Source organism: Cellulomonas sp. P4_H12 (assembly GCF_056400905.1).
In genome coordinates, this window is record NZ_JBFUKJ010000010.1 from 16200 (window position 1) to 42545 (window position 26346).

Consider the following 26346-nt stretch of genomic DNA (forward strand, 5'->3'; position numbering starts at 1 on the left):
CGGTGACGGACACGACCTCGCGTGCGCGCGTGGTCGTGGAGGCACGGGTCCGGCAGGGCTGGGCCCGGGTACGGGCCGCCTGGTTCCCGATCCTGCAGGCGTCGCTGGCCGCCGCCATCGCCTTCGCGGTCGCCCGCTACTGGGTGGGGCACCCGTACCCGTTCTTCGCGCCCGTCAGCGCGTGGGTGGCCCTCGGGTTCACCGCGGACCGGTCCCTTCGGCGCGTGGCGGAGCTCGCCGTCGGCGTGGCGATCGGGGTCGCGCTCGGCGACGTGCTCGTGCACCTCATCGGCAACGGTGCCTGGCAGGTGGCCGTGGTGCTGTTCCTCGCGGCGATCATCGCGCGGTTCATCGACCGCGGGCCGATGCTCACCACGCAGGCCGGCGTGCAGGCGCTCGTCATCGTCGGGCTGCCCGCGATCACCGCCAGCGGTGGCCCGCTCGGCCGGTGGATCGACGCCGCGGTCGGCGGTGCCGTCGCGCTCGCGGTCGCCGTGCTCACGCCCCGGGACCCCCGGCGACACCCGCGCGCGCTCGCGCACGCCGCGGTCGAGGAGCTGGCCGGCATGCTGCGCGTGCTCGCCCGCGGGCTGCGGTCGGGGTCGACCGCCGACGTGGAGGACGCCCTCGTCCGCGGCCGGGCGTCCCAGCCGGCGCTCGACGAGTGGTCGGAGGTGGCGGCCAACGCCGGCGAGCTCGCGCGCGTGTCGCCCGCCATCCGCAGGTTCCGCGACGAGCTGGCCGACCTCAGCGGCACGGCGGTGCTCATCGACCGCGCCATGCGCAATGCCCGGGTGCTTGCGCGGCGTGCCCTGGCGGCCGTCGAGGCGCAGACGCACGACATGGCGTCGATCGCCGCGCAGGTCGAGGCGACGGCGCGCGCCACGGACGACCTGGCCTCGGCGCTCCGCGCCGGGAAGGACCCCGAGCGCGCCCGCGCCCGGCTGCTCGAGGTGTCGCGCGCGCTCGACCCGTTCCAGCTGGCGGCGCGMGACTGGCAGGTGCAGAGCCTCGTGCTGCTGCAGCGCTCGCTCGTCGTCGACCTGCTGGAAGCGGCCGGCGTCTCGCCGCGCGACGCCCGAGAGTCGCTGCCCGAGATCTGACGCTCGGTGCCGGACCGGTGCCTACGGGCCCTGCGGGTTCGGTACGGTCGCTCCGTGGACGTCTCGGTCAGCGCGTTGCGCGCAGAGCTCAGGCAGTGGATCGAGGCCGCGCGCGCGGGCGAGGACGTGGTGATCACCGAGCGCGGGATCCCGGTCGCGCGGCTCAGCGGGATCGCGGCTGCGGACCTGCTGACGCGGCTGGAGCGCGACGGGCTCCTCACCGCGTCGTCGCAGACCCGGCCGCCGGCCCGCAGCGGCGACCGCACGTCACCGGCGGCGAAGGGCGGGGTCTCCGACCTGGTCCGGCGACTGCGCCGCTGAGATGGCGGTCGTCTACCTCGACACCAGCGCGCTGGTGAAGCTGTGCGTCGACGAGCCAGGATCCGCGCTGGTCGCGGCCCTCTGGGACGGCGCCGACCTGGTGGTCACGTCCCGGCTGGCCGACGCCGAGGTGCGCGCGGTGCTGGCCGGCGGCCGGCGTGCCGGGCGGCTCGACGACGAGACCGCCCGGCACGCGCTCGCGGCGTGGGACCGCCTGTGGCCGGGGCTGCACGTCCTCGAGCTCCGGGACGTGGTGACGACCGTGGCGGCCCGGCTCGTCGGCCGGCACCCGCTGCGCGCCGCCGACGCCCTGCACCTCGCGTCCGCCCTGGAGCTGCGGTCGCCCGACCTGGTGGTCGCCGCCTGGGACGAGCACCTCGCGGCCGCCGCGCGGGCCGAGGGGCTGCTGGTGGTCCCGTGACGTCTCGTAGGCTCGGCCCGTGATCGCGAGCCTGCAGGTCCTCATCTTCTTCGTGTTCTACATCGCCATCTTCGGCCTCAGCCTGTGGGCACTCATCGACCTGCTCCGGCGCCCGGCCAGTGCCTTCACGCAGGCGGGCAAGCTCACCAAGGGCCTATGGGGGGCGATCGTCGGCGTCGCCACCGCCGTCTCGTTCAGCGTGATCCCCATCCCCGGCGTGCCGCACCTGCCGTCGTTCCTCGCCCTGCTCGCGGCGGTCGGCGCGATCGTCTACCTGGTCGACGTGAAGCCGGCGGTGACGCCGTACACGCGCCGGCGCGGACCCCGTGGTCCGAGCGGCTCGTCCGGGGGCTGGTGAGCCGGTGAGCACGACGGACATCGGCACGGCGGCGGTCCCGCTCGCCCGGGTGCTGCGCGGAAGCCTGGTCGAGTCGGTGCACGCGGGCCACGTCGTGGTGCTCGCGCCCGACGGGTCGGACCGGCTGGTGCTCGGCGACGCGGACGCCGTCGTGTGGGCGCGGTCGTCGCTCAAGCCGCTCCAGGCGGTCGCGATGCTGCGGGCGGGCCTGGACGTCGACGACGTCGCCCTCGCGCTCGTGTGCGCGAGCCACAACGCGGAGCCGGGACACCTGGAGGTGGTCCGCGCGATCCTCGCCGGTGCCGGCCTCGGCCCCGAGGACCTGCGCAACACCCCCGACTGGCCGCTCGACGCCGACGCGGCGTGGCAGTGGCGCGCCGACGGCCACGGCACCGAGCCGCTGACGCAGAACTGCTCCGGCAAGCACGCCGGCATGGTGGCGACCTGCGTCGCCGCGGGCTGGTCCACCGACGACTACCTGGAGCCCGAGCACCCGTTGCAGCGGGCCACGCGCGCGGTGGTGGCCGAGCTGACGGGCGTCCCCGTGGAGCTCGCCACCGTCGACGGCTGCGGCGCCCCGCTCTTCTCGACGACCCTGCGGGGGCTGGCGCGGTCGTTCGGCCGCCTGGCCGCCGGTGACGGCCTCGAGCGACGCGTCGGGGCGGCGATGTCGGCGCACCCGTGGCACGTGGGCGGGACGGGCCGGGATGCCACGCGGTTCATGGAGGCGGTGCCGGGCCTGGTGGCCAAGGACGGCGCCGACGGCGTCTACGCGGCCGGCCTGCCCGACGGCGGCGCGGTCGCGGTCAAGATCGCCGACGGGTCGGCCCGCCCGCGCCCGGCCGTGCTCGCTGCCGCGCTCGCGGTCGCCGGCGTCGACCCGGCGCTCGTCGGGCCGGTGGGGCTCACGCCGGTGCTCGGGCACGGGGCTCCCGTGGGCGAGGTCGTCGCCACCTTCGGCCCGTGAGGGCGGTCGTCCAGCGCGTCACGCGCGCGTCCGTCACGGTCGACGGCATCGTCGTGGGCGCCATCGACCGACCCGGGCTGCTGGCCCTGGTCGGGGTGACGCCCGGCGACGGGCCGGCGCAGGTGAGCCTCATCGCCCGCAAGATCGCCGAGCTGCGGATCCTGCGCGACGAGCAGTGCGCCGTCGACGTCGGCGCGCCCGTGCTCGTCGTCAGCCAGTTCACGCTCTACGGCGACACCCGCAAGGGCCGCCGTCCCACATGGAACGCGGCTGCCCCGGGGCCGGTGGCGCAGCCGCTGGTCGACGCCGTGGTGGCGGAGCTGCGCGCCCGCGGGCTCGAGGTGGCGACGGGGCTGTTCGGCGCGGACATGGCCGTGGAGCTGGTCAACGACGGGCCGGTGACCATCCTGCTGGAGTCGGCGCCGGACGCCGGCGGCTGATCCCGACCAGGCCGAGAAGCCCGAGAAGCCCCGGACGCGGAGAAGGCCCCTCGGAGTAAGCGTCCGAGGGGCCTTGCCCGTGCTCCCAGGTCTTCCGTCACCGGCGGACCGGCGACCGACGCCGCGCTGACGGTGCGGCTACGTCCCGGCACCCGGTGCGCCACCGGTGCCGTCGACCCCGGAGGGAGTCCAGCACCTGCGGCCCGCCGCGGGCGGGACGACTGCGAGCAACCTCCCGGTCCGTAGCGACCCCCGCGGCGTCATCCGCGGGTCGCCGTGTTGCCACGACGATGTGGTCGTCCGTTCTCCGGTCGGCCCGACATCCACAGCCTGTCCACGCCGGCGCGACCTCCCCGAAGGGTGTCCTGCGCCGCCTGCACGGTGCCCCGGAGGGCTCCGCCGCGTCGAGGTTCCGGTCCTCCCGAGCTGGCCTCCACCCGGTCCCCGTGTCCTCCGAAGAGGGCACCTGACCTGCGGTTTCAGTCGTCCCTGGCGGGTTCCTTCACCTGCGGTTCTCGATCTGTCGATCTCGATGTGAGATTTCTAGTCCTGTTCGGGAAGGGGCCACAAGGGTTCCCAGCAGCTTTCTTTGTCCACCGGTTTCCCCACACCCTTGTCCACAGGCCCACCTGCGGAAACATCCCGTTGACACAGGGCTGTGGACAGAATTTGTGGACGGGTCGTGTGTCGTTCACCCGTCCGGGCGCAGGGTCCCGGTAGCCTGGCTCCAGCGAAGGCCCCTCGGAGTAAGCGTCCGAGGGGCCTTGCTGCGTGCGAGCCCCGATGATGGCTCCATGCGCATCGAAGCGGTCCGGGGCGACATCACCACGCAGGACGTCGACGTCGTCGTGAACGCCGCGAACTCCTCCCTGCTCGGCGGCGGCGGGGTCGACGGCGCCATCCACCGGGCGGCCGGCCCGGAGCTGCTCGCCGCCTGCCGCGAGCTGCGCCGCACGACGCTGCCCGACGGCCTCCCGGTGGGCGACGCCGTCGCGACGCCCGGATTCCGGCTGCCCGCGAGGTGGGTGGTGCACACCGTGGGGCCGAACCGGCACGCCGGCCAGACCGACCCCGTGCTGCTCTCGTCCTGCTTCGCGCGGCCGCTCGAGCTCGCCGTCGAGCTGGGCGCGTCGAGCATCGCGTTCCCCGCCGTGAGCGCGGGGGTCTACGGCTGGGCCGTCGACGACGTCGCGCGGATCGCCGTCCGGACGGTGCGCGCCTGGCAGGAGGGGATCGACGCCGGGTGGTCCGACGAGCACCCGCGGCCGGACGGCGTCGAGCTGGTGCGGTTCGTGCTCTTCTCGTCGGACGCCCTGGAGGCCTTCCAGACCGCGCTGGACGGCCGCTAGCGTCGCAGGATGCCCGAGCTGCTGCCGGCGCTGCCGGACTCCGACTTCCGCCGCGTGCTGTGCGTCGTGGCCCACCCGGACGACGTCGAGTACGGCACCTCGTCCGCCGTGGCCGTCTGGACCGCGCGCGGGGTCGAGGTCGCGTACCTGGTGCTGACGCGGGGCGAGGCGGGCATGGACGGCTCGCCGCCCGACCGTACGCGCGAGGTCCGCACCCGCGAGCAGGTCACCGGGTCGGCGGCCGTCGGCGTCACGGACGTGCGGTTCCTCGACCACCCGGACGGCGTCCTGGAGTACGGCCTGAGCCTGCGCCGGGACATCGCGCGGCACGTCCGCGAGCTCCGGCCCGACGTGGTCCTCACCGGCTCCTGGGAGGTCGAGTTCGTCGCCGGGCTCAACATGGCGGACCACCGCGTGGCCGGGCTGGCCACGCTCGACGCCGTCCGCGACGCCGCCAACCGGTGGGTGTTCACCGACCTGCTCGACGACGGTCTCGAGCCGTGGCAGGCGCGCTGGCTGCTRGTGAGCGGCGACCCCCGGCCGACGCACGGCGTCGAGGTCTCCGCGGCCGCGCTGCGCGCCGGCATCGCCTCGCTCGAGGCCCACGCGCAGTACCTCGCCGGGCTGCCCGGGCACCCGGCGCCGCGGGACATGCTGCCGATGATCGCGGGGCTGCAGGGGCGCGCGATGGGCGTCGAGCACGCCGTGCTGTTCCGCGCCTACGACCTGCAGGCGCCGCCACCGGTGCTCGGCGACGACCTCTAGACCCGGGCGCGCGCGGGGCTCACCGCCTCCTGAGTGGCGAGGACCAGCGGGGTCGCCGCGCTGCGGCGCATGAACACCTTGTCCAGCTCGGCGACGATCGGCAGCAGCAGGGCCAGGCCCAGGCACGCCAGCCACTGCGGTCCGGACAGCGACTGGGTGGTGAGCCACTGCTGCAGGAAGCCGAGCTCGGTGGCGAGCACGACGAGGATCACCGGGATCGACAGCACCTTGATGGCGGTGAGGATGGGCGCGGCCAGCCCCGACTCGGGCTCGCGGCGCAGGACGAGCCCGGAGAGCACGGAGCCGAGGCCCATGACGACGAAGGCCATCGTCATCGACGCCGTGGCATGGTCGGGGCTCGGCTCGTCGGGACCGCCGACCAGCGGGATCGCCGACGACGCGAACAGCACGAAGCCGTACAGCAGCCAGCGCCGCACGGCGTGGCCGTTGCTGATGCCCTGGGTGGGGTCGCGCGGCTCGCGGTCCATGATCCCGGGGCCCACCGGGTCCAGCATGATCGCGATCACGGGGAACACGCAGACGAAGAAGTTGAGGAACAGCACCATCATCGGCGTCATCGCGACACCGTCGGCGATGTCGAAGATGCTCGCGGCCAGGAACAGGATGACCAGCCCGATCAGCTGGCTCATCTGGAACCGGATGTACGCCGTGATCTTCTGGTAGATGCTGCGGCCCAGCTCGACCGCGTGCACCAGGGTGCTGAAGTTGTCGTCCGTGAGCACCAGGCGCGCGGCCTGCTTGGTCACCTCGCTGCCCGAGCCCATGGCGACGCCGATGTCGGCCTGCTTGATCGCGGCGGCGTCGTTCACGGCGTCACCGGTCATGGCKACGACGAGACCCTCCTTCTGCATGAGCTGCACCAGGCGGAGCTTGTCCTCCGGCGTGACGCGGCCGAAGACGTGCAGGTTGGGCAGGCGCTCGAGCAGCTCGTCGTCGGTCAGCTGGGCGAGCTCCGGGCCGCTGATGGCCCCCGGCCCGAGGCCCAGCTGGGCGCCGATCGCGCTCGCGGTGACCGCGTGGTCGCCCGTGATCATGCGGACCTCGATGCCCGCCTTGAGCGCGATCTCGACGGCCACCTTGGCGGTCGGTCGCAGGGGGTCGACGATGCCGACCAGGCCGACGAACACGAGCTGCTCGACGTAGGACATCGGGTCGGCGACCAGGGCGACCTCGTCGGCCGGCGTGAGGAACCGCGTCGCGAAGGCGAGGGTCCGCAGCCCCTGCTCGGCCAACCGCTCCATCTCCGCCTCGATGTCGGCGCGCATGTCGTCGAGCGGAACCGTCTGACCGGGTCCGGCGAGCGCGTGCGTGCAGCGTTGGAGCACGACGTCCGGGCCGCCCTTGACCACCTCGACCAGCGACCGGTCGCCGCGCCAGGGGAGCCAGTGGGCGGTGGCCATGAACTTGTACGCCGAGTCGAACGGCACCTCGGCGACGCGGGGGTACGTCCGGCGGCTCTCCTCCGCGTCGATGCCCAGCTTCGCGGCGAGCACCACCAGCGCGGCCTCGGTCGGGTCGCCGATCACGGCACCGTCGTCGGACACCGTGGCGTCGCTGGCCAGGCAGAGGCCGTACGCCAGCGGTGTGAGGTCGGGGAGGTCCGCGCCCGCCGTCTGCAGGATCCGGCCCGTCTTGGCGTAGCCGCTCCCCTCGACCGTGAAGTGCTGCCCGATCGTGTACAGGGCCGTGACCGTCATCTCGTTGAGGGTCAGGGTCCCGGTCTTGTCCGAGTTGATCGAGCTGGTGGCGCCGAGCGTCTCGACGTCGTTGAGGTTGGCCACGACGGCCTTGGCGTCGGCCAGCTGCCGCGCGCCGTACGCGAGCATCGCCTGGACGAAGGTGGGCAGGCCGGTGGGGATCGCCGAGATGGCCACCGCGGTCGCCAGGAACAGCAGGTCGCTGGCCGACTGCCCGCGCGCGATCCCGATGAGCACGATGACCGCCACGGCGCTCCAGGCGATCACGCCGAGCACCTTGGTGAGCTTGTCGAGCTCGCGCTGCAGCGGCGACTTCGTCTTCTCCACCGACGAGAGCAGGGTGGCGATGTTGCCGATCTGCGTGGTCATGCCGGTCGCGGTGACGAGCATCGTGCCCGTGCCGCGCGTGACCGAGGTGTTCTGGAACGCCATGTTCGCGCGGTCGCCCAGCGGGACCTCGTCGTCGGGGAGCGTCAGGACGTCCTTGCCGATCGGGGCGCTCTCGCCGGTGAGCGCCGCCTCCTGCGTCTCCATCGTCGCCGTGCGGATCAGCCGGCCGTCCGCGGGCACGATGTCGCCCGCCTCCAGCTCGACGACGTCGCCGGGCACGAGCTCACGTGCGAGGACCTGGACGAGGGCGCCGTCGCGACGCACCCGGGACTGCGGCTCCTGCATGGTGGCGAGCGCGTCGACACTCTTGCGGGCGAGCATCTCCTGGCGGGTGCCGATGACCACGTTGATCACCACGAGGAACCCGACGATCACCGCGGTGGAGCCCTGGCCGATCGCCGCGCTGACTGCGGCGACGGCGATGAGCATGATGTTCATGGGGTCGCGGACCTGCTGGAAGACCACCGCCCAGACCGACGGTGGCGCCTGCGCCGTGAGCGTGTTGGCCCCGTACCGTTCCCGCCTGGCTGTCACCTCGGTGGCGGACAGGCCCGCGACGACGTCCGTGCCCAGCTCGGCGCTGACGGCATCCGGGTCGAGCGCCCACCAGCGGGTAGCCGGCGCGGTGGTGGACGGTGGGGTCGCGATCTCGGTCACCTGAGCTCCTCGTGCCGTCGAAGCCCCACGCGGGGGCCCTCGAGCCGACGCTATCCCGAGATGCCCGGATCTGGTGACGATCCGGGCATCTCGGTCGCGCGCGAGGTGAGGGTCAGGCGACGGGGACCGCCACGGGCTCCTCCGCCGGCTCCGGCTCGGCCTGCTTGCTGAGCCTGCTGGGCCACCACATCGCCTTGCCGATGTCGAGGTTCAGGGCCGTGACCAGCACGGACCTGACCACCAGCGTGTCCAGCAGCACCCCGAAGGCCACGGCGAAGCCGATCTCGGCGAAGGCCACCAGGGGCAGGGTGCCGAGCACCGCGAACGTGCCCGCGAGCACCAGGCCGGCCGACGTGATGACCCCGCCGGTGGCCGCGAGACCGACGAGCGCGCCGCGGTGGTGCCCGATCCGCAGCGCCTCCTCCCGCACCCGGGTCATGAGGAAGATGTTGTAGTCGATCCCCAGCGCGACCAGGAACACGAAGACGAACAGCGGGAAGGACGTGTCCGCCCCGGCGTAGCCGAAGACGTACTTGAACACCAGCGCGCTGATCCCGATCGCGGCTCCGAACGACAGCACGACGGTGCCGACGAGCACGAGCGGGGCGACGACCGCGCGCAGCAGGATCATGAGGATGACGAAGACGACCAGCAGGATGATCGGGATGATGAGCCTGTTGTCCGCCGCGGAGGCGCGCTGGACGTCGAGGTTGACGGCCGTCGTGCCTCCGACGAGGGCGTCGGCACCCGGCACCGCGTGCACGGCGTCGCGGACCCGGTCGACCGTGTCGTAGGCGTCGTCGCTGTCGGGTGCGGAGGTCAGGGTGCCCTCGAGGTACGCCAGGTCGCCCTTGACGACGGGCTCGGTGATGCTCGTCGGGTCGATGCCCTCGACGCCGCCGAACACCGAGGCGACCTCGGTGGCCTGGTCGGCGTTGGCGATGACCGCGACGGGAGAGCCGGCGCCGCCCGGGAAGTGGGCGGAGAGCACCTTCTCGCCCTCGATCGACGGCTGGACCCCGCGGAACGACTCCTCCGTCGTCAGCCCGGTGGCGTTGAGCGCGACGATGCCGAGGCAGGCGACCGCGAGGGCGGCGGACGTGCCGACCCAGGTGGCGCGCGGACGACGCTCGATGCGTCCCCCGACCCGGGCCCAGAAGCCGTGCACCGACGGCTCGTCGTCGCCGAGCCGCGGTGTGCGCGGCCAGAAGATCCACCGGCCGCAGGTGACCAGCAGGGCGGGCAGCAGCGTGAGCATGACGAGCAGGGCGACGACGATGCCGACCGCGGCGACCGGGCCGAGACCGGCCGTCGAGTTCATGGTCGCGAAGAGCAGGCAGAGCATGCTGATGGCGACGGTCGCGCCGCTGGCGATGATCGCGGGGCTGGCCCGGTGCAGCGCCAGGGCCATGGCCTCGTGCCGGTCGCCGTGCTTGCGCAGCTCCTCCCGGTATCTCGCGACGATCAGCAGCGCGTAGTCGGTGCCCGCGCCGAACACCAGGACCGTGAGGATGCCGGCGCTCTGCGCGTTGACGGTGAGGTCGACGTTGTCCGCCAGCAGGTAGATGACGGCCTGGGACACCGTGAGCGCGACCCCCGCGGAGATCACGGGAAGGATCCAGAGGATCGGGCTGCGGTAGGTGATGAGCAGGATGAGGATGACGACCGCGACCGCCGCGTACAGCAGCGTGCCGTCGATGCCCTCGAAGGCCTTCGACGAGTCGGCGGCCGAGCCGGCCGGGCCCGTGACGTAGACGTCGAGGCCGTCGGGACCGTCCTGCGCCGTGGCCCGCAGGTCGGTGACCGCGTCGGCGGCGAGGTTCCAGCCGTCCTTGCCCAGGTCGAGCGGGACGATGATCTGCGCGGCCTGCCCGTCCTCCGAGGGGATCGGGCCGACGACCTGCCCGTCGAGCGTGTCGAGCGTGCCGAACTGCTGCGCGTCGGCCTGGATCGCCGCGAGGTCGTCGCGCGTCAGGCCCGAGGAGCGCGCGTAGACGATGACCGCGGGGATCGTGTTGGCGGAGACGAAGCTGCCGGCGACGTCGAGCACCTCGGTCGACTCGGCGTTGCTGGGGAGCCAGGACTTGGCGTCGTTGTCCTGCGCGCCCGTGAGCTTGCCCGCGAGCGGTCCGAGGAGCGCGACGACGACGAGCCAGAAGACGATGACGGCGTACTTGAGGTAGCGATGGGTGATCCATCCGGCGACCTGAGACATGGCTGATTCCTCTGTGGGGAGTCGACGACGACGAAGAAGGGCGGCTCGCGCGACGGGTGATACCGCGTCGGGGCGCCGGTGCCGGTGCTGCTTGCGATCCTAGGATTCCGGCGTCGTCAGGCCCAGGGATATCAGGGAGACCCCCGAGCCGACCCTCAGGTTTCCCTCAGGAGTTGCTCAGGGCAGCCGCGGCGCGCGCCACGTCCGCGTCGTCGTTCCACACGTGGAACGCGAGCCGGACCCGGCCCCCGCGGCCCGCCGAGCGCGTGCCGCCGGCCGCCAGGAGGGCTCGTCGCGACCCCGCGGCGTCGTCGGGCAGCGCCACGATCGCGCTGCCGCCGGGCTCGAGGCCGAGGGCCGCGCGGAGGCTGTCGGCCAGGCCGACGTCGTGCCGCCGGACCTGCTCGATGTCGGCGTCGGCGAACGCGGCGAGCACCGGCGCGGCGCCCACCCAGCACAGCCACGCGGGGGAGACGTCCAGCCGCCGCGCGTCGCGCGCGAGGGCCATGTCGGGGCCGTAGACCGACGACCAGATCTCCTCGCCCGCGTACCAGCCTGCGCTGCTGGGCCTCAGGTCGGCCAGGAGGTCCGGCCCGACGGTGAGGAACGCCGTGCCGCGCGGCGCCGAGAGCCACTTGTAGGCCGAGCACACGGTGACGTCGAACCGGTCCGCCGCCACGGGCAACCACCCGGCGGCCTGGGTGACGTCGCAGACGGTGCGGGCACCGGCCGCGCGMGCCGCGGCGAGGACGGCGTCGACGTCCGCGACCCGGCCGTCGAGCGACTGGACCAGCGCGAACGCGACCGTGTGCGTGCCGGGCCGGATCGCCGACGCGAGCTCCTCGAGCGGTGCGTGGCGCACGGTGACCCCGCGGTCGGCCTGGGCGAGGAACGGGAAGACGATGGACGAGAAGTCGCCGTCGACCACGAGCACCTCGGCGCCGTCGGGCACGCTCGCGGCGACCATGCCGACCAGCGCGGACGTCTGCGAGCCGATGGCCACCCGCGACGGGTCMGTGCCGACGAGCCGCGCGTACGCCGAGCGGGAGGCCACGACGGCCGCGTCGTAGACCGCGAGATCCGCCCGGCCCGCCTGCCACGTCTCGATGGCCTCGTGCATCGCCTCGGTCGTGGCCCGGGCCGGCAGCCCGCAGTGGCGGCGTCGAGGTAGCCGGGCACGGGCGTGAACGCGGCGCGCAGGGTGGCGAGGGAGTCCATGCGTCGATGGTCGCGCGGGACCGTTCATCACACAATGACGAGGTGCTTCGCCCAGGCATCACGCAGCGTGATACTTGCGCGTATGGCCCACACACAGCTGCCACCCCGAGCGTCCGCACGATCGGTCGTCAGGACGCCCGGATCTGCGGACATCGCGGGGGACCGCTCGGGGACGTCCGCGCATCCGACTGCCCCGACGACCGGTTCTGCGGACGTCGCGGGGGTGGGTGGGGTGAGCGGGCTCGAGGTCGGGTCGCTGCGCATGCTGCGCGCCATCGCCGACGCCGGCACGATCACCGGCGCCGCCGCGCTGCTCGGGTACAGCCAGCCCGCGGTCAGCCAGCACGTGCGGCGGCTCGAGCGGCGGCTGGGCACCGCGCTGCTCGACCGCACGGGCCGGACGGTCCGGCTCACTGAGGCCGGAGAGGTGCTGGCCCGGCACGGCTCGACGGTCGGCGCGGCGCTGCGCGCGGCGGACGCGGAGGTCTCGGCGCTGGCGGGCCTGCGCGCCGGGCGGGTGCGGCTGGTCGCGTTCCCGTCGGCGTCCGCGACGATCGTGCCCGGCGCGCTCGCGGACCTGCGCGCGCGGCACCCCGGCCTCACAGTCACGCTCGACGAGGCCGAGCCCCCCGAGTCGCTCCGAGCGGTCCGCGCGGGGTCGGCCGACGTCGCGCTGGCGTTCGCCTACCCCGGCGTCGAGCTCGGGCGGGGCGAGGACGACCTCGCGGGCCTGGTGACCCGCCACCTGCTCGACGACGCGACGATGGTCGCCCTCCCGGCGGACCACCCGGCCGCCGGGCGCCCCGAGCTCGACCTCGGCGACCTGGCCGGCGAGCCGTGGATCGCCGGCTGCCCGCGCTGTCGCGGCCACCTGCTCAGCGCGGGCGCCGCCTGCGGGTTCACGCCGGCGATCGCCTACGCCACGGACGACTACGTCGCGGTGCTGGGGCTGGTCGCCGCCGGCCTGGGGGTGGCGCTGCTGCCCGAGCTGGTCCGCCCGACCGCGGAGCGGCAGCCCGGCGTCGTGGTCCGCCGCGCCACGGGCACGTCCGTGCGACAGGTGCACGCGGTCACGACGCCGGACCTGCTGCGGGTGCCGGGCGTCGTGGCGACGATCGAGGCGATCGCGGCGGCCGCCCTCCGGGCCTGACCCGCCGGCTCACCGGCCGAGGGCGTCCTGCACCGACGTCTCGCGGGGCCCGTCGTACACGGGGGAGCGCCGGGTCACCGCGTCCCACGCGGCGCGCCACGACGCGGCGAGCTCGCGAGCGCGCCACGACATCGCCTGGACCGGGCGCACGGAGGCGGACGAGACGCCGACGCCCGTGACCGCGATGCCGGCCTCGGTGCAGGAGAACAGCGCGCGGCGCAGGTGGTAGTCCTGCGTGACGACGACCGCGGCGTCGACCCCGAACACGTCGTGCGCGCGGACGCAGGAGTCGTGGGTGTCGAAGCCGGCGTGGTCGCGGACGACATGGTCGGCCGGGACGCCGTGGGCGACCAGCCAGTCGAGCATCGCGGTGGGCTCGTCGTGGTTCGCGTGGGCGTTGTCGCCGCTGACCAGGACGACGTCGACCGCGCCGCGCGCGTACAGCTCGCGCGCGGCATCCAGCCGACGGGCGAGGTAGACCGACGGGCTGCCGTCCGGTCGGAGGCCCGCGCCCAGCACGAGCGCGACGGCGGTAGTCGGGACGTCGTCGGCGGCGCGGACCTCGGTCTGGCCGAGGCCCTGCACCCACAGGATCGGGCCGATGACCAGCGCGGACGCGGCCGCGACGACGATCCACGCGGCGCGGCGGCGGGTGCTCACGGACGGAGCGTAGGGCGCGAGACGGGACCTGCGTGGAACTTTCGCGCCGACGTCGTCACGCGAGGGCGTCGAGCCAGGTGCGGACGGCCTGCGCCACCGCGGCGGCGCTCGTCGGCAGGTGCGGTCCGGGCAGGAAGACAGTCGTGAGCGGGGCGGGGATCGCGGCCAGGTGCGCCGTCAGCTCGTCGGGCGACCCGAACGGGTCCGTCGAGCCCGAGACGGCCAGGACCGGGACGCGGATGTCGGGCAGGTGCGCGGTGCGCAGGGAGTCCGGGCGGCCGGGCGGGTGCAGCGGGTAGGACAGCAGCACCAGGCCGGCGGCGGGCAGGCCGTCGGCCACCGCCATCGAGCACATCCGGCCACCGAACGAGCGGCCGCCGAGGACCAGCTCGTCGGTGCCGACGCCCAGGGACGACGCGAACGCCTCGGCCTGCGCGCGGACCTGCGCGATCGCCGGGGCGGCGGTCTTCGGGAGGTCGAGCCGCAGCACCGGCAGGGGGGCCACGGCCTTCTCGACGGCGACGAGCGGGCCGCTCTCGCGGCTCCCGCCGAAGCCGGGCGTCAGCAGCAGGCCCGCGACGGTCACGACAGGCCCAGGACCGAGCGGATCGTGCGGACCACGCCGTTCTCGGTGTTGGCCGGCGCGACGAAGCGGGCGTGCGCGCGGACGTCGGGGTGTGCGTTGTCCATCGCGAACGAGTAGTGGGCCGCGTCGAGCATGCCGATGTCGTTGAAGTAGTCGCCGAACGCCATGGTCTGCTCGGCCGTGATCCCGAGCGCGTCCTGGACCGCGCGCAGGGCGTGGCCCTTGTCCGCGGTCGGGCTCATGACGTCGACCCAGTGCTCGCCGGACACCAGGGCGTCGAACGGCTCCAGCAAGGGTCCGGCGCCGGTGGTGGACGACCCGAAGTCGTACACGGCGACCTTGAGCACGTGGTCCTCGACGGCGAGCAGGTCGTCGACGACGGCGAGCTTGGCGTAGTACGGCGTGGCCTGCTCGAGGAACGCCAGGTCGGACCGCTCGACGTAGGCGGAGCGCTTGCCGCACAGCACGGTGCCGAGGTCCAGGTGGGTGGCCGCGCGGACCACCTCGACCACGGCGCGGGCCGTCGACAGGTCCAGGCCGTCCGAGCTGATCTCCTCGTCGTGCTGCACCACGTACGAGCCGTTCTCCGCGATGTAGACCAGCTCGTCGCGGCCGAACTGGCGGCGCAGGGTGGCGTACTGGCGACCGCTGGCCGGGCACAGCCGGATCCCCCGGCGGTCCAGCTCGTCGAGCAGCGGCCAGAAGTCGTCGTGGATCTTCTTCTCGTCGTCGAGCAGGGACCCGTCCATGTCGACGGCGATCAGCCGGATGTCGGGGACGGGGTCGACGACGAGGGGCTCCACGGACCGATCCTCTCAGGCGGTCTCGCGGGCCAGGTGCTCGACCGTCGCGGTCAGCGCCTGCAGGCCCGTCTCGACGTCGGCCAGGCTCACGTCCTCGTCCGGGTGGTGGCTGATGCCGTCGGGGTTGCGCAGGAACAGCATGCCGACGCCCGTGACGGCACCGATGGCCATGGCGTCGTGGCCCGCGCGACTGAACAGCGCGGGCACGTGCCGACGGCCGGTGTCCTCGATCCCGGCGCGCACGACGTCCTGCAGCAGGGCGTCGCACATCACGGCGGGGGCCTCGTGCAGCTCGCGCGCGGACCAGGTGAGCCCCCTGCGCCCGGCGATCTCGTCGAGCTCCCGCGTGATGCTGCCCCACACCCGGTCGCGGTCGTCGTCGTGCTCGCCGCGCAGGTCCACGGTCAGCCGCGCCTCTCCGGGCACCACGTTCACCGCACCCGGGAACGTCTCCAGGCGGCCGACGGTGCCGATGATGTGGTGCTCGGCCCGGCACAGCCGCTCGACGGCGAGCGCGACCTCGCTGGCGCCCAGCAGGGCGTCGTGCCGCTTCTCGTACCGCGCGCCGCCCGCGTGCCGGGCTTCGCCGTCGATCTGCACGGCGAACCGCCGGGCGCTCGCGATCGAGGTGACGACGCCCAGCGGTGCGCCGCCGTCGTCGAGCTCCGGACCCTGCTCGATGTGCGCCTCGAGGTAGCCGGCAAGTGACTCCGGGGTGCGCGCCGCCGCGCCGACCCGGCCCGGGTCGAGGCCGAACTCGCTGAACGCGGTGCGCAGCGTCGTGCCGTGCTCGTCGGTGAGGTCCCACCACGCCTCGTTCCACCGCCCGGCCATCGCGGACGACCCGAGGAGCGCCGTGCCGAACCGGGCGCCCTCCTCGTCCCAGAACGCGACGACGTCGAGCCCGAACCGCAGCGACGACGCGCGGGGGCGCAGCGCCCGGACCACCTCGATCGCCATGAGCACGCCGAGGATGCCGTCGTAGCGGCCGGCGTCGCGCACCGTGTCGAGGTGCGAGCCCAGCAGGAGCGCGGGCGCCTCGGGGTCGTGGCCGTCCAGGTGGCCGACGAGGTTGCCGGCCTCGTCCTGGCGCGTGTCGAGGCCGACCTCGCGCATCCACCGCGCCGCGACGCGGTTCACGCGGGCGTGCTCGGGGGACAGGTAGACGCGCTCGATCCCGCCGGTCATCGACGTGTACGCGGCGAGCTCGTCGCAGCGCGCCATGATGCGGCGGGCGGCCGCGTGCAGGTCGACGGGGTCCATTCAGAACGCCTCGTGGGCGGCGTCGACGCCGCCCCCCTGCGGGACGCGCGCCCCCGCCCGGCGCAGCACCTGCTCGAGGGCCGCGAGCGTCACCAGCACGGTGTCCAGGCGCGCGTTCGCGCCCATGGTGCCGATGCGCCAGACGCGCCCGTGCAGCGGGCCGAACGACGTGCCGATCTCGATGCCGAAGTCCTGCAGCATGGCGCCGCGGGCGGCATCGCCGTCCACCCCGTCCGGGATCTCGACCGCCACCACGTTGTTCATCTTGTGCGCGACGTCGCCGAACACGGTCAGGCCCAGGCCGCGGACACCCGCGAGCATGGCCCGCCCGGCGCGCTCGTGACGATCGATGACGGCTTGCCGCCCCTCGTCGAGGATGATCCGGGCGCACTCCCGCGCGGCGTAGAGCATGCTCGTCGCCTCGGTGTGGTGGTTGAGCCGCCGCGGACCCCAGTAGTCGAGGACCATGCCGAGGTCGAAGTAGTTGGAGTGCACCGGTTCGCCGGCGTCCTCGTCGGACTCCTCGCGCAGGCCGGCCTCGATGCGGCGCCGGCCGCGGATGACCTCCACGGCCGCGTCGGAGAGGCTGATCGGGGCGCTGCCCGACGGACCGGACAGGCACTTCTGCAGGCCCGCGGTCGCGGCGTCGATGCCCCATGCGTCCATCTCGAACGGGTTGCCGCCCAGCGACGCGGTGGCGTCCGTGTAGAGCAGCACGCCGTGCTTCTGGCAGATCGCGCCGAGCTCGTCGAGCGGCTGGTTCATCGTCGTCGACGTGTCGCCCTGCACCATGGCGAGCAGGTGCGGCCGGACGCGGACGATCGCCTCCTCGACGGCCGCAGCGGTGAACACCTGGCCCCAGGGCACCTCGATGGTGTGCACCTCGGCCTGCGCGCGCAGCGCGATCTCGGCCAGCAGGTGCCCGAAGCGTCCGAACACCGGCACGAGCACGCGCTGCCCGGGCCGGACCAGGGACACCAGAGCCGCCTCGATCCCCGCGCGGGACGTGCCGTCCACCAGGAGGGTCGCCTCGTTGGTCGTCGCGAAGACCTCGCGGTACAGCGCCATGGTCTCGTTCATGTAGCCGGTCATGACCGGGTCGTACTGGCCGATCAGCGGGGTGGACAGCGCCCGCAGCACGCGCGGGTCCGCGTTGACGGGCCCGGGGCCCATGAGCAGGCGGGGCGGCGGGTTCACCGGGGCGGTCATGCGGGTCCTCCGAGGGAGCGGGCGTGACGGACGAGGGACAGGTCGCTGCCGCGGGGCCCGACGAAGCAGACGCCGACGGGTGCCGGGCCGAGCGCCGACGGGTACCGCAGCGCGGGCACGGACAGCGCGGGCAGGCCGCCGATGCCGGCCAAGGCCGTCATTCGCAAGGTCGCCGCGCGGACGCCGTCGACCTCCTCGGCGCTCGCGGTCCGGGCGGGGGCCGGGCCGGGCGTCGTCGGGAGCACGAGGACGGCGTCGTCGGCGATCGAGCGGATCACCTGGACGAGCCGCTCGACCTGCGCCCGCGCGGCGGCCTCCTGGTCGGCCGTGACCTGGCTGGCGAGCGCGAACCTGGCGCGGACCGCGCCGCCGACCGCGTCGGGGTGCTCGGTGAGCCAGGCGCCGTGCGCCCGCCATGCCTCGGCGGCCTGCACGACGCGGAACGCCTCGGACCACTCGTCGAGCGGGCCGACCTCGACCTCCTCGACGGTGCCCCCGGCCCAGGCCTCGAACGCCTCGCGGGTGGCCGGCTCGACCAGCTGGAGCACCTCGACCGGCACCACCCGACGCGCGGGGAGCAGCGGGGCGTCGTCCTCGAGGCACCACGCCGCCACGGCCTCGAGCGTCGCGCCGTCGCGGGTCAGCCAGCCGACGGTGTCGAAGGACGGCGCGAGCGGCACCATGCCCTGCCGCGGGACCAGCCCGTGGGTGGTCCGCAGGCCCCACAGGCCCTGGTACGACGCGGGGACGCGGATGGAGCCGCCGGTGTCGCTGGCCAGGCCGACGTCCGCCTGGCCGGTGGCGACGGCGGTGGCCGGGCCGCTCGACGAGCCGCCGGGCAGCGCGCCGGGCAGGGCGCCGTTGGCCGGGGTGCCGTAGTGGGGGTTGGTGCCGGCGATCGAGTACGCCAGCTCGTCGGTGCGCGCCAGCCCGCGGACGGAGGCGCCACCCTTGAGCAGGTCGAGGACCACCGGGGCGTGCTGGCGCTCGGGGGCGGCGCCGCGCAGCCAGGTGGGGTTGCCGGCGCCGATGCGGTAGCCGCGGACCGCGAACACGTCCTTGACCGCGACCCGCAGCCCGAGCAGGGGACCCTCGAACGCGCCCTGGTAGAGCGGGTCGCCGACCGTCCGCCAGACCGCCGTGTCGAAGCTCGGCGTCCGCCCGGTCACGTGGGCCGCGGTGATCCGCCAGCGACCGTCCGGCCGCTGCCACACCTGGGTCTGCAGGCCGGTGCCGCCGCCGTCGTAGCGGGAGGTCGCGACGATCAGCCAGCAGTCGTCGGCCAGCCGGCGCGACTCCACGCGGTCCAGCACGCGCGGGGAGATGCCGCCGCGGGCGCCGCGGAACGCGCTGATGGCGTCGTGCCCGACGAGCAGGCCGCCGCTGTCGCCGCGCAGCGTGTCCGGTCCCGGCGCGAACGCGTCGTCGAGGGCCGCAACGTCGTCCTGCGCGAGCGCGTGCTCGTAGGCGTCGAAGGCGGCCTGGAGGTCGTCGGGGATCATCGGGCCAGCCCGTCGAAGTCAGCGATGCGGATCCGGGCGTGCGCGCCGCACACCCGGTCGACCACCTGCGAGATGTTGATGTCGGCCGCCGCCGACAGGTACGCGTAGGCGAGGTGCTCGTCGAGGCCCCAGCGGGCCTGCAGCAGCGCGAGCGCCGCCCGGACGCACCGGCGGACCGCCTCGTCGAGGTCCGCGTCGAGGCCCGTCGGCACCAGGTACTCCGGCGTCTCGACGAGCGGTCCCTCGAACGACCCGAACCGCGCGCGGGCCTCGGCGGCCGGGACGACGTCGAACCGGAGCGTGACCCGCAGCGAGGCCTCCAGCGCCGTGAGCGCCACCTCGCCGTCGCCCTGCGCGAAGTGCGGATCGCCGACGTAGGCGAGCGCGCCGGGGACCTGCACCGGCAGGTACAGCGTGCTGCCCACCTGCAGCAGGTTGATGTCGATGTTGCCGCCGTGCGCGCCGGGCGGCACGGAGTGCGGCCGCTCGTCGCCCGCCACGGCGACGCCCATGATCCCGAGGAACGGCGCGAGCGGGAACTCGACGAGCCGCTCGCCGCCCTCGACCGCCGGCAGGCAGCCGACCGGGCCGTCCTCGGTCTGCCTGACCGTCGCGAACACGCTGACGTTCTCGGGCCCGCGCGGCAGCTCGCCCGGCAGCGCGCCACGGCCGTGCCGGTTGGAGATCACGCCGTACGGGACCCGCGGCGTCGTCTCGAGCACCGTGACGGCCAGCAGGTCGCCGGGCACCGCGCCCTCGACGTGGATGGGGCCGGTCACCACGTGCGGGCCGTCGTCCGGGTCGCGGGTCAGGGTGCCGACGATCTCGACGGCGTCGCTGAGCACGTCCCGCGGGTCGACGCCGTGGCCCGTGAAGAACGCCATCGGGTCGCTGCCCTGGTCGTCGAGCAGGCCCTCGTGGCTGACCGTGTCGATGGTGACCTCGGTGCCGGCCGCGACCCGCAGCACGGGCTCGTCGGTCGCGCACGGGAGCCGGCCCCACAGCACCGTCGCCGGCGTGGACGCCAGGTACGTCGTCGCCCGGATCGGGCCGGTGCCTGGCTGCAGCGTTGCGCTCATCGGTCCCGCACCCCCACCATGACGCCGTGATGAAGACATGGGACGACGCCCGCCGCCACCTGGTGCTCATGCTGGCGCTGACGTTCACGACGGGCATCGTCGACGCCGTCGGCTACCTGGGCCTGGACCGTGTGTTCACCGCGAACATGACCGGCAACGTCGTCATCCTCGGCATGGCGCTCGCGGGCGCGGACGACCTGCCGATCCTCGGCCCGACGCTCGCGCTCGCCGGCTTCCTGGGCGGCGCCGCGGTGGGCGGTCGCGTGCTGCGCAGCGCACCCGCGGGCTGGTCGCACCGCACGAGCACGACGTTCGCCGCGACCGGCGTGCTGGCGGTCGCGCTCGGTCTCGGGGCGCTCGTCGCCCCACCGCAGGAGGGCACCGTCTGGGCGCTCGTCGTGACCACCCTGCTCGCCGTCGCCATGGGGCTGCAGGCGGCGACCGCCCGGCGCCTGGCGGTCAAGGACGTGACCACCGTCGTCGTGACCTCCACGCTGACCGGCCTCGCTGCGGACAGCCGGCTGGCCGGCGGCAGCGGCGACGGCTGGGCGCGCCGGTCGCTCGCGGTMGTCCTGATCCTGGTCGGCGCGGGTGTCGGCGCTCTGCTGCTGCGCGTGGGCGGCGAGCAGGGCGTGGGCGTCGGGATGCTGTTCGCCGGGGTGCTGGCCCTCGTCGCCTCGGCGCTCGGCCACCGGCACCGCGAGGCCTGAGCGCTCACGCACGGGCGGTCTCCGGCAGCAGCACGCGACCGGTGCCGGGCGCGGTGACCGCCCCGCGCTCGACGACGGGCGAGCCGTGCAGCCACACCGTGCGCACCGCGCCGGCCAGCGTGGTCCCGTCGTAGGGCGAGACCGGGTTGCGGTGCTCGAGGCGGTGCACGTCGACCACGCGCTCGTCGTCCGGTGCGAACGCGACGAGGTGCGCGGGCGCGCCGACCTCCAGCACGCCGAGCCCCACCAGCCCGGCGACCCGCGCCGGACCCGTGGTGAACAGAGGCAGCAGCGCCTCGAGCGGCACCCCGCGCGTGCGCGCCTGCGTCCACACCACCGACAGCCCCAGCTGCAGCCCGGCGATGCCGCCCCACGACAGCCCGAAGTCGGTGCCCTTGAGGTCCGCGGTGGACGGCGAGTGGTCGGAGACGATCGCGTCGATGGTGCCGTCCAGCACCGCGGCCCACAGCAGGTCCTGGTTGGCGGCGTCGCGGACGGGCGGGCAGCACTTGAACTGCGTCGCGGCCTCGGGCACGTCCTCCGCCCGCAGCGCGAGGTAGTGCGGGCAGGTCTCGACCGTCAGGGGCAGGCCCTCGGCCTTGGCGGACCGGACCAGACCGAGGGATCCGGCGTCGGACAGGTGCAGCACGTGCGCGCGGGCGCCGGTGCGGCGCATCGCGTCGATGACGCGGGCGATCGCGTGGCGCTCGCTGAGCGGGGGCCGGCTGGCCAGGAAGTCCGCGTAGCGCGGGCCGAGCGCGCCGTCCCCGCGCAGGTCGGCGGGGTCCTCGGCGTGCACGATCAGCACGCTGCCCAGGCCGGCCACCTCCGCGAGGGCGGTCTCGAGCTGCACCCCGTCGAGGTGCCCGAACTCGTCGACGCCCGACGGCGTGAGGAACGCCTTGAACCCCCGGACGCCCGCGGCGTGCAGCGGCGCCAGCGAGCCGAGGTTCTCCGGCACGGCGCCGCCCCAGAACGCGACGTCGACGCTGAGCTTGCCCACCGTCGCGGCACGCTTCGCCTCGAGGGCCGCGACCGTCGTGGTGGGTGGGATCGAGTTGAGGGGCATGTCGACGAGCGTGGTCACGCCACCGGCGGCGGCCGCGCGCGTCGCCGAGGCGAAGCCCTCCCAGTGGGTGCGGCCGGGCTCGTTGACGTGCACGTGGCTGTCGACCAGGCCCGGGAGCAGCACCTCCTCGTCGGCGAGCCGGACGACCGGGACACCCGGCGGCACGGGGCCGTCGACCGCGGTGACCACGCCGTCGGTCACGTGGACCTCGGCCGGGCGCAGCGCACCGTCGATCCATGCGCGGCCGGCGCGCACGACGAGGTCGGGCGGGGTCATCCAGGCTCCTTGCGTCGTCTGCTGCGTCAGGCTACGGCCACCGGTACGTCGGCGTGGCTCACCCAACCGGCCATCGATTTCGGCATCGTGAACTCTGGACGTCGGTCGTGAGTCCCCGGACGCGCCGAAGGGCCGAGCCCGCGGCCCGGCCCTTCGGCGTGCGTCAGTGGCCGTGCCGACCGAGATCGACGGTCCACACCTCCCCGCCGAGCGTGACGACGTAGGCCGTGCCGCGGATGATCTGGAACGACACCGGCTGGTCGAGGCCGTCGGCGACGACGTCGAGCGAGCCGTCCCTGCCGACCTTCAGCAGCAGGCCCGTGTCGGGCGCCGCCGGGGAGCCCGCCTGCCCGCCGAGCGGCCAGTCGCCCTGCGCGAGCGCGTACAGGGTGTGCCCGTGCGCGGCCTGGACGTCGACCATGAGCGGCCCGCCGGCGGCGACCTCGGTCGCGGTCGTGGAGCGCTTGCCGAACGTCACGACCTTGCCGTCCGCCGCGAGGTGCGGCAGGGGGCCGGCCTCGGCCATGTAGACCCGGGAGCCGACCGTGTCCAGTCCCGTCGGGACGATGTTCTCGAACGCGATCCGCACCGACACCGAGCCGTCGAGACCCACCTGGTAGACGCGGTTGTGGTGGCCGTCGGTGACCAGGAAGCCGCCGGCGTACGGCTCGAGCGCGTACGGGACGCCCGTCGCGATGAAGAAGTCGGTGCTCGGCGGGTTGTTTCTGGCGAAGTCACCGATGTCCGCCACGAGCGTGAACGCGCTGGGTCCGTCCATCCGGTAGATGCCGTCCACGTTGCCCTCAGCGCCGCCTGCCTCTGGCGTGACGAAGCCGACCAGCACGTACGGCGTCCCCCGCACGAACGCGATGTCGTGGGGGCCGCCGTTCGGGGCGGTCGGCAGGCCGGAGGCGAACGTGGTCGTCGCGCCGGTGCGCGGGTCGATCCGGGAGACCTCCCCGGTCCCGGACTCCGCCACGTACAGGGCGCCGTCCGGGCCGACGGTGCTTCCCCAGGCGCCCGACAGCCCGGAGGTGAGCAGCTGCGGCTCGGGCGACGGATCTGGGTGGTGCGCGTACGCGGTGGACGGCGCCAGGACGAGCAGCGCAGCGGAGGACAAGGCGAGCAGCAGTCGTCGGGGACCCATGGGACCCCTCCCCTCGAGGACAACCAGGAGTCGTGCGGGTTCGGGTGGCCGAGGCGTCGTCGCCCCTGCTCGCCCGGGACGCCCTTCGGGCACATCGACGCTAGACCCGGGCGCTCCGGCGATCCATGACCCTGGGCAACCGGGGGCCGTCGTCACGCCTGCGGCGAACACGGGCAGTCCCGGCACCAGCCCCCCGTTAGCATCGAAACAACGCCGCCGTCCGTCGTCCCCCGGTGCGCCAGCCAGGGGAGCCGGCACGCAGCTCGTGAGGAGTGCACATGTTCGAGAGATTCACGGACCGAGCCCGTCGCGTGGTCGTCCTTGCCCAAGAAGAGGCACGGATGCTCAACCACAACTACATCGGCACGGAGCACATCCTGCTGGGCCTGATCCACGAGGGTGAGGGCGTCGCCGCCAAGGCCCTCGAGTCGCTCGGCATCTCGCTCGAGGCCGTCCGCGCCCAGGTGCAGGAGATCATCGGCGAGGGCCAGCAGGCTCCGTCGGGCCACATCCCCTTCACCCCGCGCGCCAAGAAGGTGCTCGAGCTGTCGCTGCGCGAGGCGCTCCAGCTGGGTCACAACTACATCGGGACCGAGCACATCCTGCTCGGCCTCATCCGCGAGGGCGAGGGCGTCGCCGCCCAGGTCCTCAACAAGCTGGGCGCGGACCTGAACCGCGTGCGCCAGCAGGTCATCCAGCTCGTCTCCGGCTACCAGGGCAAGGAGCCCGTCGCCGCCGGCGGTCCCCAGGAGGGGCAGCCCTCGGGCAGCGCCGTCCTCGACCAGTTCGGTCGCAACCTCACGCAGGCTGCCCGCGACGGCAAGCTCGACCCGGTCATCGGGCGCGAGAAGGAGATCGAGCGGGTCATGCAGGTGCTGTCCCGCCGCACCAAGAACAACCCGGTCCTCATCGGGGAGCCCGGCGTCGGCAAGACCGCCGTCGTCGAGGGCCTCGCGCAGGACATCGTGCGCGGCGACGTGCCCGAGACGCTCAAGGACAAGCAGCTGTACACGCTGGACCTGGGCGCGCTCGTGGCCGGCAGCCGCTACCGCGGTGACTTCGAGGAGCGCCTGAAGAAGGTGCTCAAGGAGATCCGCACGCGCGGCGACATCATCCTGTTCATCGACGAGATCCACACCCTCGTCGGGGCGGGTGCCGCCGAGGGCGCCATCGACGCCGCGAGCATCCTCAAGCCGATGCTGGCGCGCGGCGAGCTGCAGACCATCGGTGCCACCACGCTCGACGAGTACCGCAAGTACGTCGAGAAGGACCCGGCCCTGGAGCGTCGTTTCCAGCCGATCCAGGTGGCGGAGCCGAACCTGCAGCACGCGATCGAGATCCTCAAGGGTCTGCGCGACCGGTACGAGGCCCACCACCGCGTGTCCATCACGGACGCCGCGCTGGTCGCCGCCGCCACCCTGGCGGACCGGTACGTCAACGACCGCTACCTGCCGGACAAGGCGATCGACCTGGTCGACGAGGCCGGCGCCCGCCTGCGCATCCGCCGCATGACGGCTCCCCCGGAGCTGCGCGAGCTCGACGAGCAGATCGCCGAGACGCGCCGCGACAAGGAGTCGGCGATCGACGAGCAGGACTTCGAGAAGGCAGCCCGTCTCCGCGACGCCGAGAAGCAGCTCGGTCTCAAGCGCGTGGAGAAGGAGAAGGCCTGGAAGTCCGGCGACCTCGACGCGGTCGCGGAGGTGGACGAGGAGCTCATCGCCGAGGTGCTGGCGATCGCCACGGGCATCCCGGTGTTCAAGCTCACCGAGGAGGAGTCCAGCCGCCTGCTCCACATGGAGGAGAACCTGCACAAGCGGGTCGTCGGCCAGGACGCCGCCATCAAGGCGCTCTCGCAGGCCATCCGTCGTACGCGTGCGGGCCTCAAGGACCCGAAGCGTCCCGGTGGGTCGTTCATCTTCGCCGGCCCCACGGGCGTCGGGAAGACCGAGCTGGCCAAGGCGCTCGCGGAGTTCCTGTTCGGCGACGAGGACGCGCTCATCCAGCTCGACATGTCCGAGTTCTCGGAGAAGCACACGGTCTCGCGGCTGTTCGGCTCGCCCCCCGGCTACGTCGGGTACGACGAGGGCGGCCAGCTGACCGAGAAGGTGCGGCGCAAGCCGTTCTCCGTGGTCCTCTTCGACGAGGTCGAGAAGGCGCACGCGGACATCTTCAACTCGCTGCTGCAGATCCTCGAGGACGGTCGCCTGACCGACTCGCAGGGCCGCGTGGTCGACTTCAAGAACACCGTCATCATCATGACCACGAACCTCGGCACCCGGGACATCGCCAAGGGCCTCATGACCGGCTTCCAGGCCGGCGGCGACCTGTCGACGTCGTACGAGCGCATGAAGTCCAAGGTCAACGACGAGCTCAAGCAGCACTTCCGGCCTGAGTTCCTCAACCGCGTCGACGACGTGGTCGTGTTCCCCCAGCTGTCCCAGCCGGAGATCTTCGCGATCGTCGACCTCATGGTCGCCAAGCTGGACAAGCGCCTGCGGGACAAGGACATGGCCATCGAGATCACGCCCGCGGCCAAGAAGCTGCTGTCGGAGAAGGGTTACGACCCGGTCCTGGGTGCTCGGCCGCTGCGCCGCGCCATCCAGCGGGACATCGAGGACGCGCTGTCCGAGAAGATCCTGTTCGGCGAGCTCAAGGCCGGCCAGCTGGTGATCGTGGACGCCGAGGGCGAAGGCCTGCTCGGGGAGTTCACGTTCCGCGGCGTCCCCAAGGGCGCCACGGTGCCGGAGCCGGTCGCCGTCGGTGCGGCGTCGTCCTACGGCACGCCGAGCTCGGGCACCGACCTGCCCGCGGCGGGCCCGACGATCAGCGACGGCGGCACGGGCACCCTGCCTCAGGTGGGCTGACCCAGCACGCAGCGAAGCCCCGGTCCGCRYGCGGACCGGGGCTTCGTCGCGTCTCGGGGCCAGCCCAGGGCGCCGGCTGCCGTCTCGAGAACGGCACTTTGCCGCG

The 26346-nt window shown here is 73.8% G+C and carries 23 protein-coding genes; 11 read left to right on the top strand and 12 right to left on the bottom strand.

The window, feature by feature from the left end:
• The first annotated feature begins 2 nt into the window (after nt 1-2).
• From AC1DQC_RS07305 to AC1DQC_RS07340, 8 genes are all read left to right on the top strand, one after another.
• On the top strand, nt 3-1103 hold the full coding sequence (locus AC1DQC_RS07305) for an FUSC family protein (RefSeq protein WP_477050558.1): 1101 nt from the start codon (nt 3-5) through the stop codon (nt 1101-1103).
• A 54-nt stretch (nt 1104-1157) separates the two neighbouring features.
• Nucleotides 1158-1424, top strand: coding sequence for a type II toxin-antitoxin system Phd/YefM family antitoxin (locus AC1DQC_RS07310; protein ID WP_477050559.1), 267 nt, complete (start codon nt 1158-1160; stop codon nt 1422-1424).
• A gap of 1 nt (nt 1425) precedes the next feature.
• The gene (locus AC1DQC_RS07315; RefSeq protein WP_477050560.1) at nt 1426-1845 is read left to right on the top strand and encodes a type II toxin-antitoxin system VapC family toxin; all 420 of its coding nucleotides are present in this window, start codon (nt 1426-1428) and stop codon (nt 1843-1845) included.
• A gap of 19 nt (nt 1846-1864) precedes the next feature.
• Nucleotides 1865-2203 (top strand): DUF2516 family protein, encoded by a 339-nt coding sequence (locus AC1DQC_RS07320; protein ID WP_477050561.1) that lies wholly within the window; start codon nt 1865-1867, stop codon nt 2201-2203.
• A 4-nt stretch (nt 2204-2207) separates the two neighbouring features.
• Nucleotides 2208-3170 carry an asparaginase gene (locus AC1DQC_RS07325; RefSeq protein ID WP_477050562.1) on the top strand — a complete coding sequence of 321 codons (963 nt, stop codon included), beginning with the start codon at nt 2208-2210 and terminating at the stop codon, nt 3168-3170.
• Nucleotides 3167-3610: a D-aminoacyl-tRNA deacylase gene (gene dtd, locus AC1DQC_RS07330; protein ID WP_477050563.1), complete on the top strand. Its 444-nt coding sequence runs from the start codon at nt 3167-3169 to the stop codon at nt 3608-3610. The genes AC1DQC_RS07325 and dtd overlap by 4 nt, the downstream gene beginning before the upstream one ends.
• A 794-nt stretch (nt 3611-4404) precedes the next feature.
• A complete protein-coding gene (locus AC1DQC_RS07335; protein ID WP_477050564.1) occupies nt 4405-4959 on the top strand; it encodes an O-acetyl-ADP-ribose deacetylase in 555 nt (184 codons plus the stop codon).
• A 9-nt stretch (nt 4960-4968) separates the two neighbouring features.
• A complete protein-coding gene (locus tag AC1DQC_RS07340) occupies nt 4969-5724 on the top strand; it encodes a PIG-L deacetylase family protein (RefSeq protein WP_477050565.1) in 756 nt (251 codons plus the stop codon).
• Here AC1DQC_RS07340 and AC1DQC_RS07345 read toward each other — a convergent pair.
• The 3 genes from AC1DQC_RS07345 to AC1DQC_RS07355 form a co-directional block, all read right to left on the bottom strand.
• Nucleotides 5721-8489 carry a cation-translocating P-type ATPase gene (locus AC1DQC_RS07345; protein WP_477050566.1) on the bottom strand — a complete coding sequence of 923 codons (2769 nt, stop codon included), beginning with the start codon at nt 8487-8489 and terminating at the stop codon, nt 5721-5723. The genes AC1DQC_RS07340 and AC1DQC_RS07345 overlap by 4 nt on opposite strands.
• A gap of 112 nt (nt 8490-8601) precedes the next feature.
• Complete coding sequence (locus tag AC1DQC_RS07350; RefSeq protein WP_477050567.1) at nt 8602-10704, bottom strand: MMPL family transporter; 2103 nt, start codon at nt 10702-10704, stop codon at nt 8602-8604.
• Nucleotides 10705-10870: 166 nt separating this feature from the next.
• A complete protein-coding gene (locus AC1DQC_RS07355; RefSeq protein WP_477050568.1) occupies nt 10871-11824 on the bottom strand; it encodes an aminotransferase class V-fold PLP-dependent enzyme in 954 nt (317 codons plus the stop codon).
• Between the two features lie 330 nt (nt 11825-12154).
• Between AC1DQC_RS07355 and AC1DQC_RS07360 the strand changes: the two genes are divergently transcribed.
• Nucleotides 12155-13072, top strand: a complete 918-nt coding sequence (locus AC1DQC_RS07360; protein WP_477050569.1) for a LysR family transcriptional regulator — start codon at nt 12155-12157, stop codon at nt 13070-13072.
• 9 nt (nt 13073-13081) lie between these two features.
• On the opposite strand, the gene AC1DQC_RS07365 is transcribed toward AC1DQC_RS07360, so the two are convergent.
• From AC1DQC_RS07365 to AC1DQC_RS07395, 7 genes are read right to left on the bottom strand one after another with little or no spacing between them, the layout of a single operon-like run.
• Nucleotides 13082-13732 carry a SanA/YdcF family protein gene (locus AC1DQC_RS07365; RefSeq protein WP_477050570.1) on the bottom strand — a complete coding sequence of 217 codons (651 nt, stop codon included), beginning with the start codon at nt 13730-13732 and terminating at the stop codon, nt 13082-13084.
• Between the two features lie 55 nt (nt 13733-13787).
• A complete protein-coding gene (locus tag AC1DQC_RS07370; RefSeq protein WP_477050571.1) occupies nt 13788-14318 on the bottom strand; it encodes an alpha/beta hydrolase family protein in 531 nt (176 codons plus the stop codon).
• On the bottom strand, nt 14315-15121 hold the full coding sequence (locus AC1DQC_RS07375; protein ID WP_477050572.1) for a Cof-type HAD-IIB family hydrolase: 807 nt from the start codon (nt 15119-15121) through the stop codon (nt 14315-14317). Before AC1DQC_RS07375 ends, AC1DQC_RS07370 begins: the two co-directional genes overlap by 4 nt.
• 12 nt (nt 15122-15133) lie before the next feature.
• Nucleotides 15134-16384 (bottom strand): allantoate amidohydrolase, encoded by a 1251-nt coding sequence (locus AC1DQC_RS07380; protein ID WP_477050573.1) that lies wholly within the window; start codon nt 16382-16384, stop codon nt 15134-15136.
• The gene (locus AC1DQC_RS07385; protein ID WP_477050574.1) at nt 16385-17593 is read right to left on the bottom strand and encodes a pyridoxal-phosphate-dependent aminotransferase family protein; all 1209 of its coding nucleotides are present in this window, start codon (nt 17591-17593) and stop codon (nt 16385-16387) included.
• Nucleotides 17590-19095: an AtzH-like domain-containing protein gene (locus AC1DQC_RS07390; protein WP_477050575.1), complete on the bottom strand. Its 1506-nt coding sequence runs from the start codon at nt 19093-19095 to the stop codon at nt 17590-17592. Before AC1DQC_RS07390 ends, AC1DQC_RS07385 begins: the two co-directional genes overlap by 4 nt.
• Nucleotides 19092-20174 carry an acetamidase/formamidase family protein gene (locus AC1DQC_RS07395; RefSeq protein WP_477050576.1) on the bottom strand — a complete coding sequence of 361 codons (1083 nt, stop codon included), beginning with the start codon at nt 20172-20174 and terminating at the stop codon, nt 19092-19094. The genes AC1DQC_RS07390 and AC1DQC_RS07395 overlap by 4 nt, the downstream gene beginning before the upstream one ends.
• Nucleotides 20175-20203: 29 nt before the next feature.
• On the opposite strand from AC1DQC_RS07395, the gene AC1DQC_RS07400 reads away from it, so the two are divergent.
• On the top strand, nt 20204-20884 hold the full coding sequence (locus AC1DQC_RS07400; protein WP_477050647.1) for a YoaK family protein: 681 nt from the start codon (nt 20204-20206) through the stop codon (nt 20882-20884).
• Nucleotides 20885-20888: 4 nt separating this feature from the next.
• On the opposite strand, the gene allB is transcribed toward AC1DQC_RS07400, so the two are convergent.
• Complete coding sequence (gene allB, locus AC1DQC_RS07405) at nt 20889-22229, bottom strand: allantoinase AllB (RefSeq protein WP_477050577.1); 1341 nt, start codon at nt 22227-22229, stop codon at nt 20889-20891.
• A gap of 163 nt (nt 22230-22392) precedes the next feature.
• Complete coding sequence (locus AC1DQC_RS07410) at nt 22393-23376, bottom strand: ScyD/ScyE family protein (RefSeq protein WP_477050578.1); 984 nt, start codon at nt 23374-23376, stop codon at nt 22393-22395.
• A 278-nt stretch (nt 23377-23654) separates the two neighbouring features.
• Here AC1DQC_RS07410 and AC1DQC_RS07415 point away from each other — a divergent pair, with 278 nt between their 5' ends.
• A complete protein-coding gene (locus AC1DQC_RS07415) occupies nt 23655-26240 on the top strand; it encodes an ATP-dependent Clp protease ATP-binding subunit (protein WP_477050579.1) in 2586 nt (861 codons plus the stop codon).
• The last annotated feature ends 106 nt before the right edge of the window (nt 26241-26346 follow it).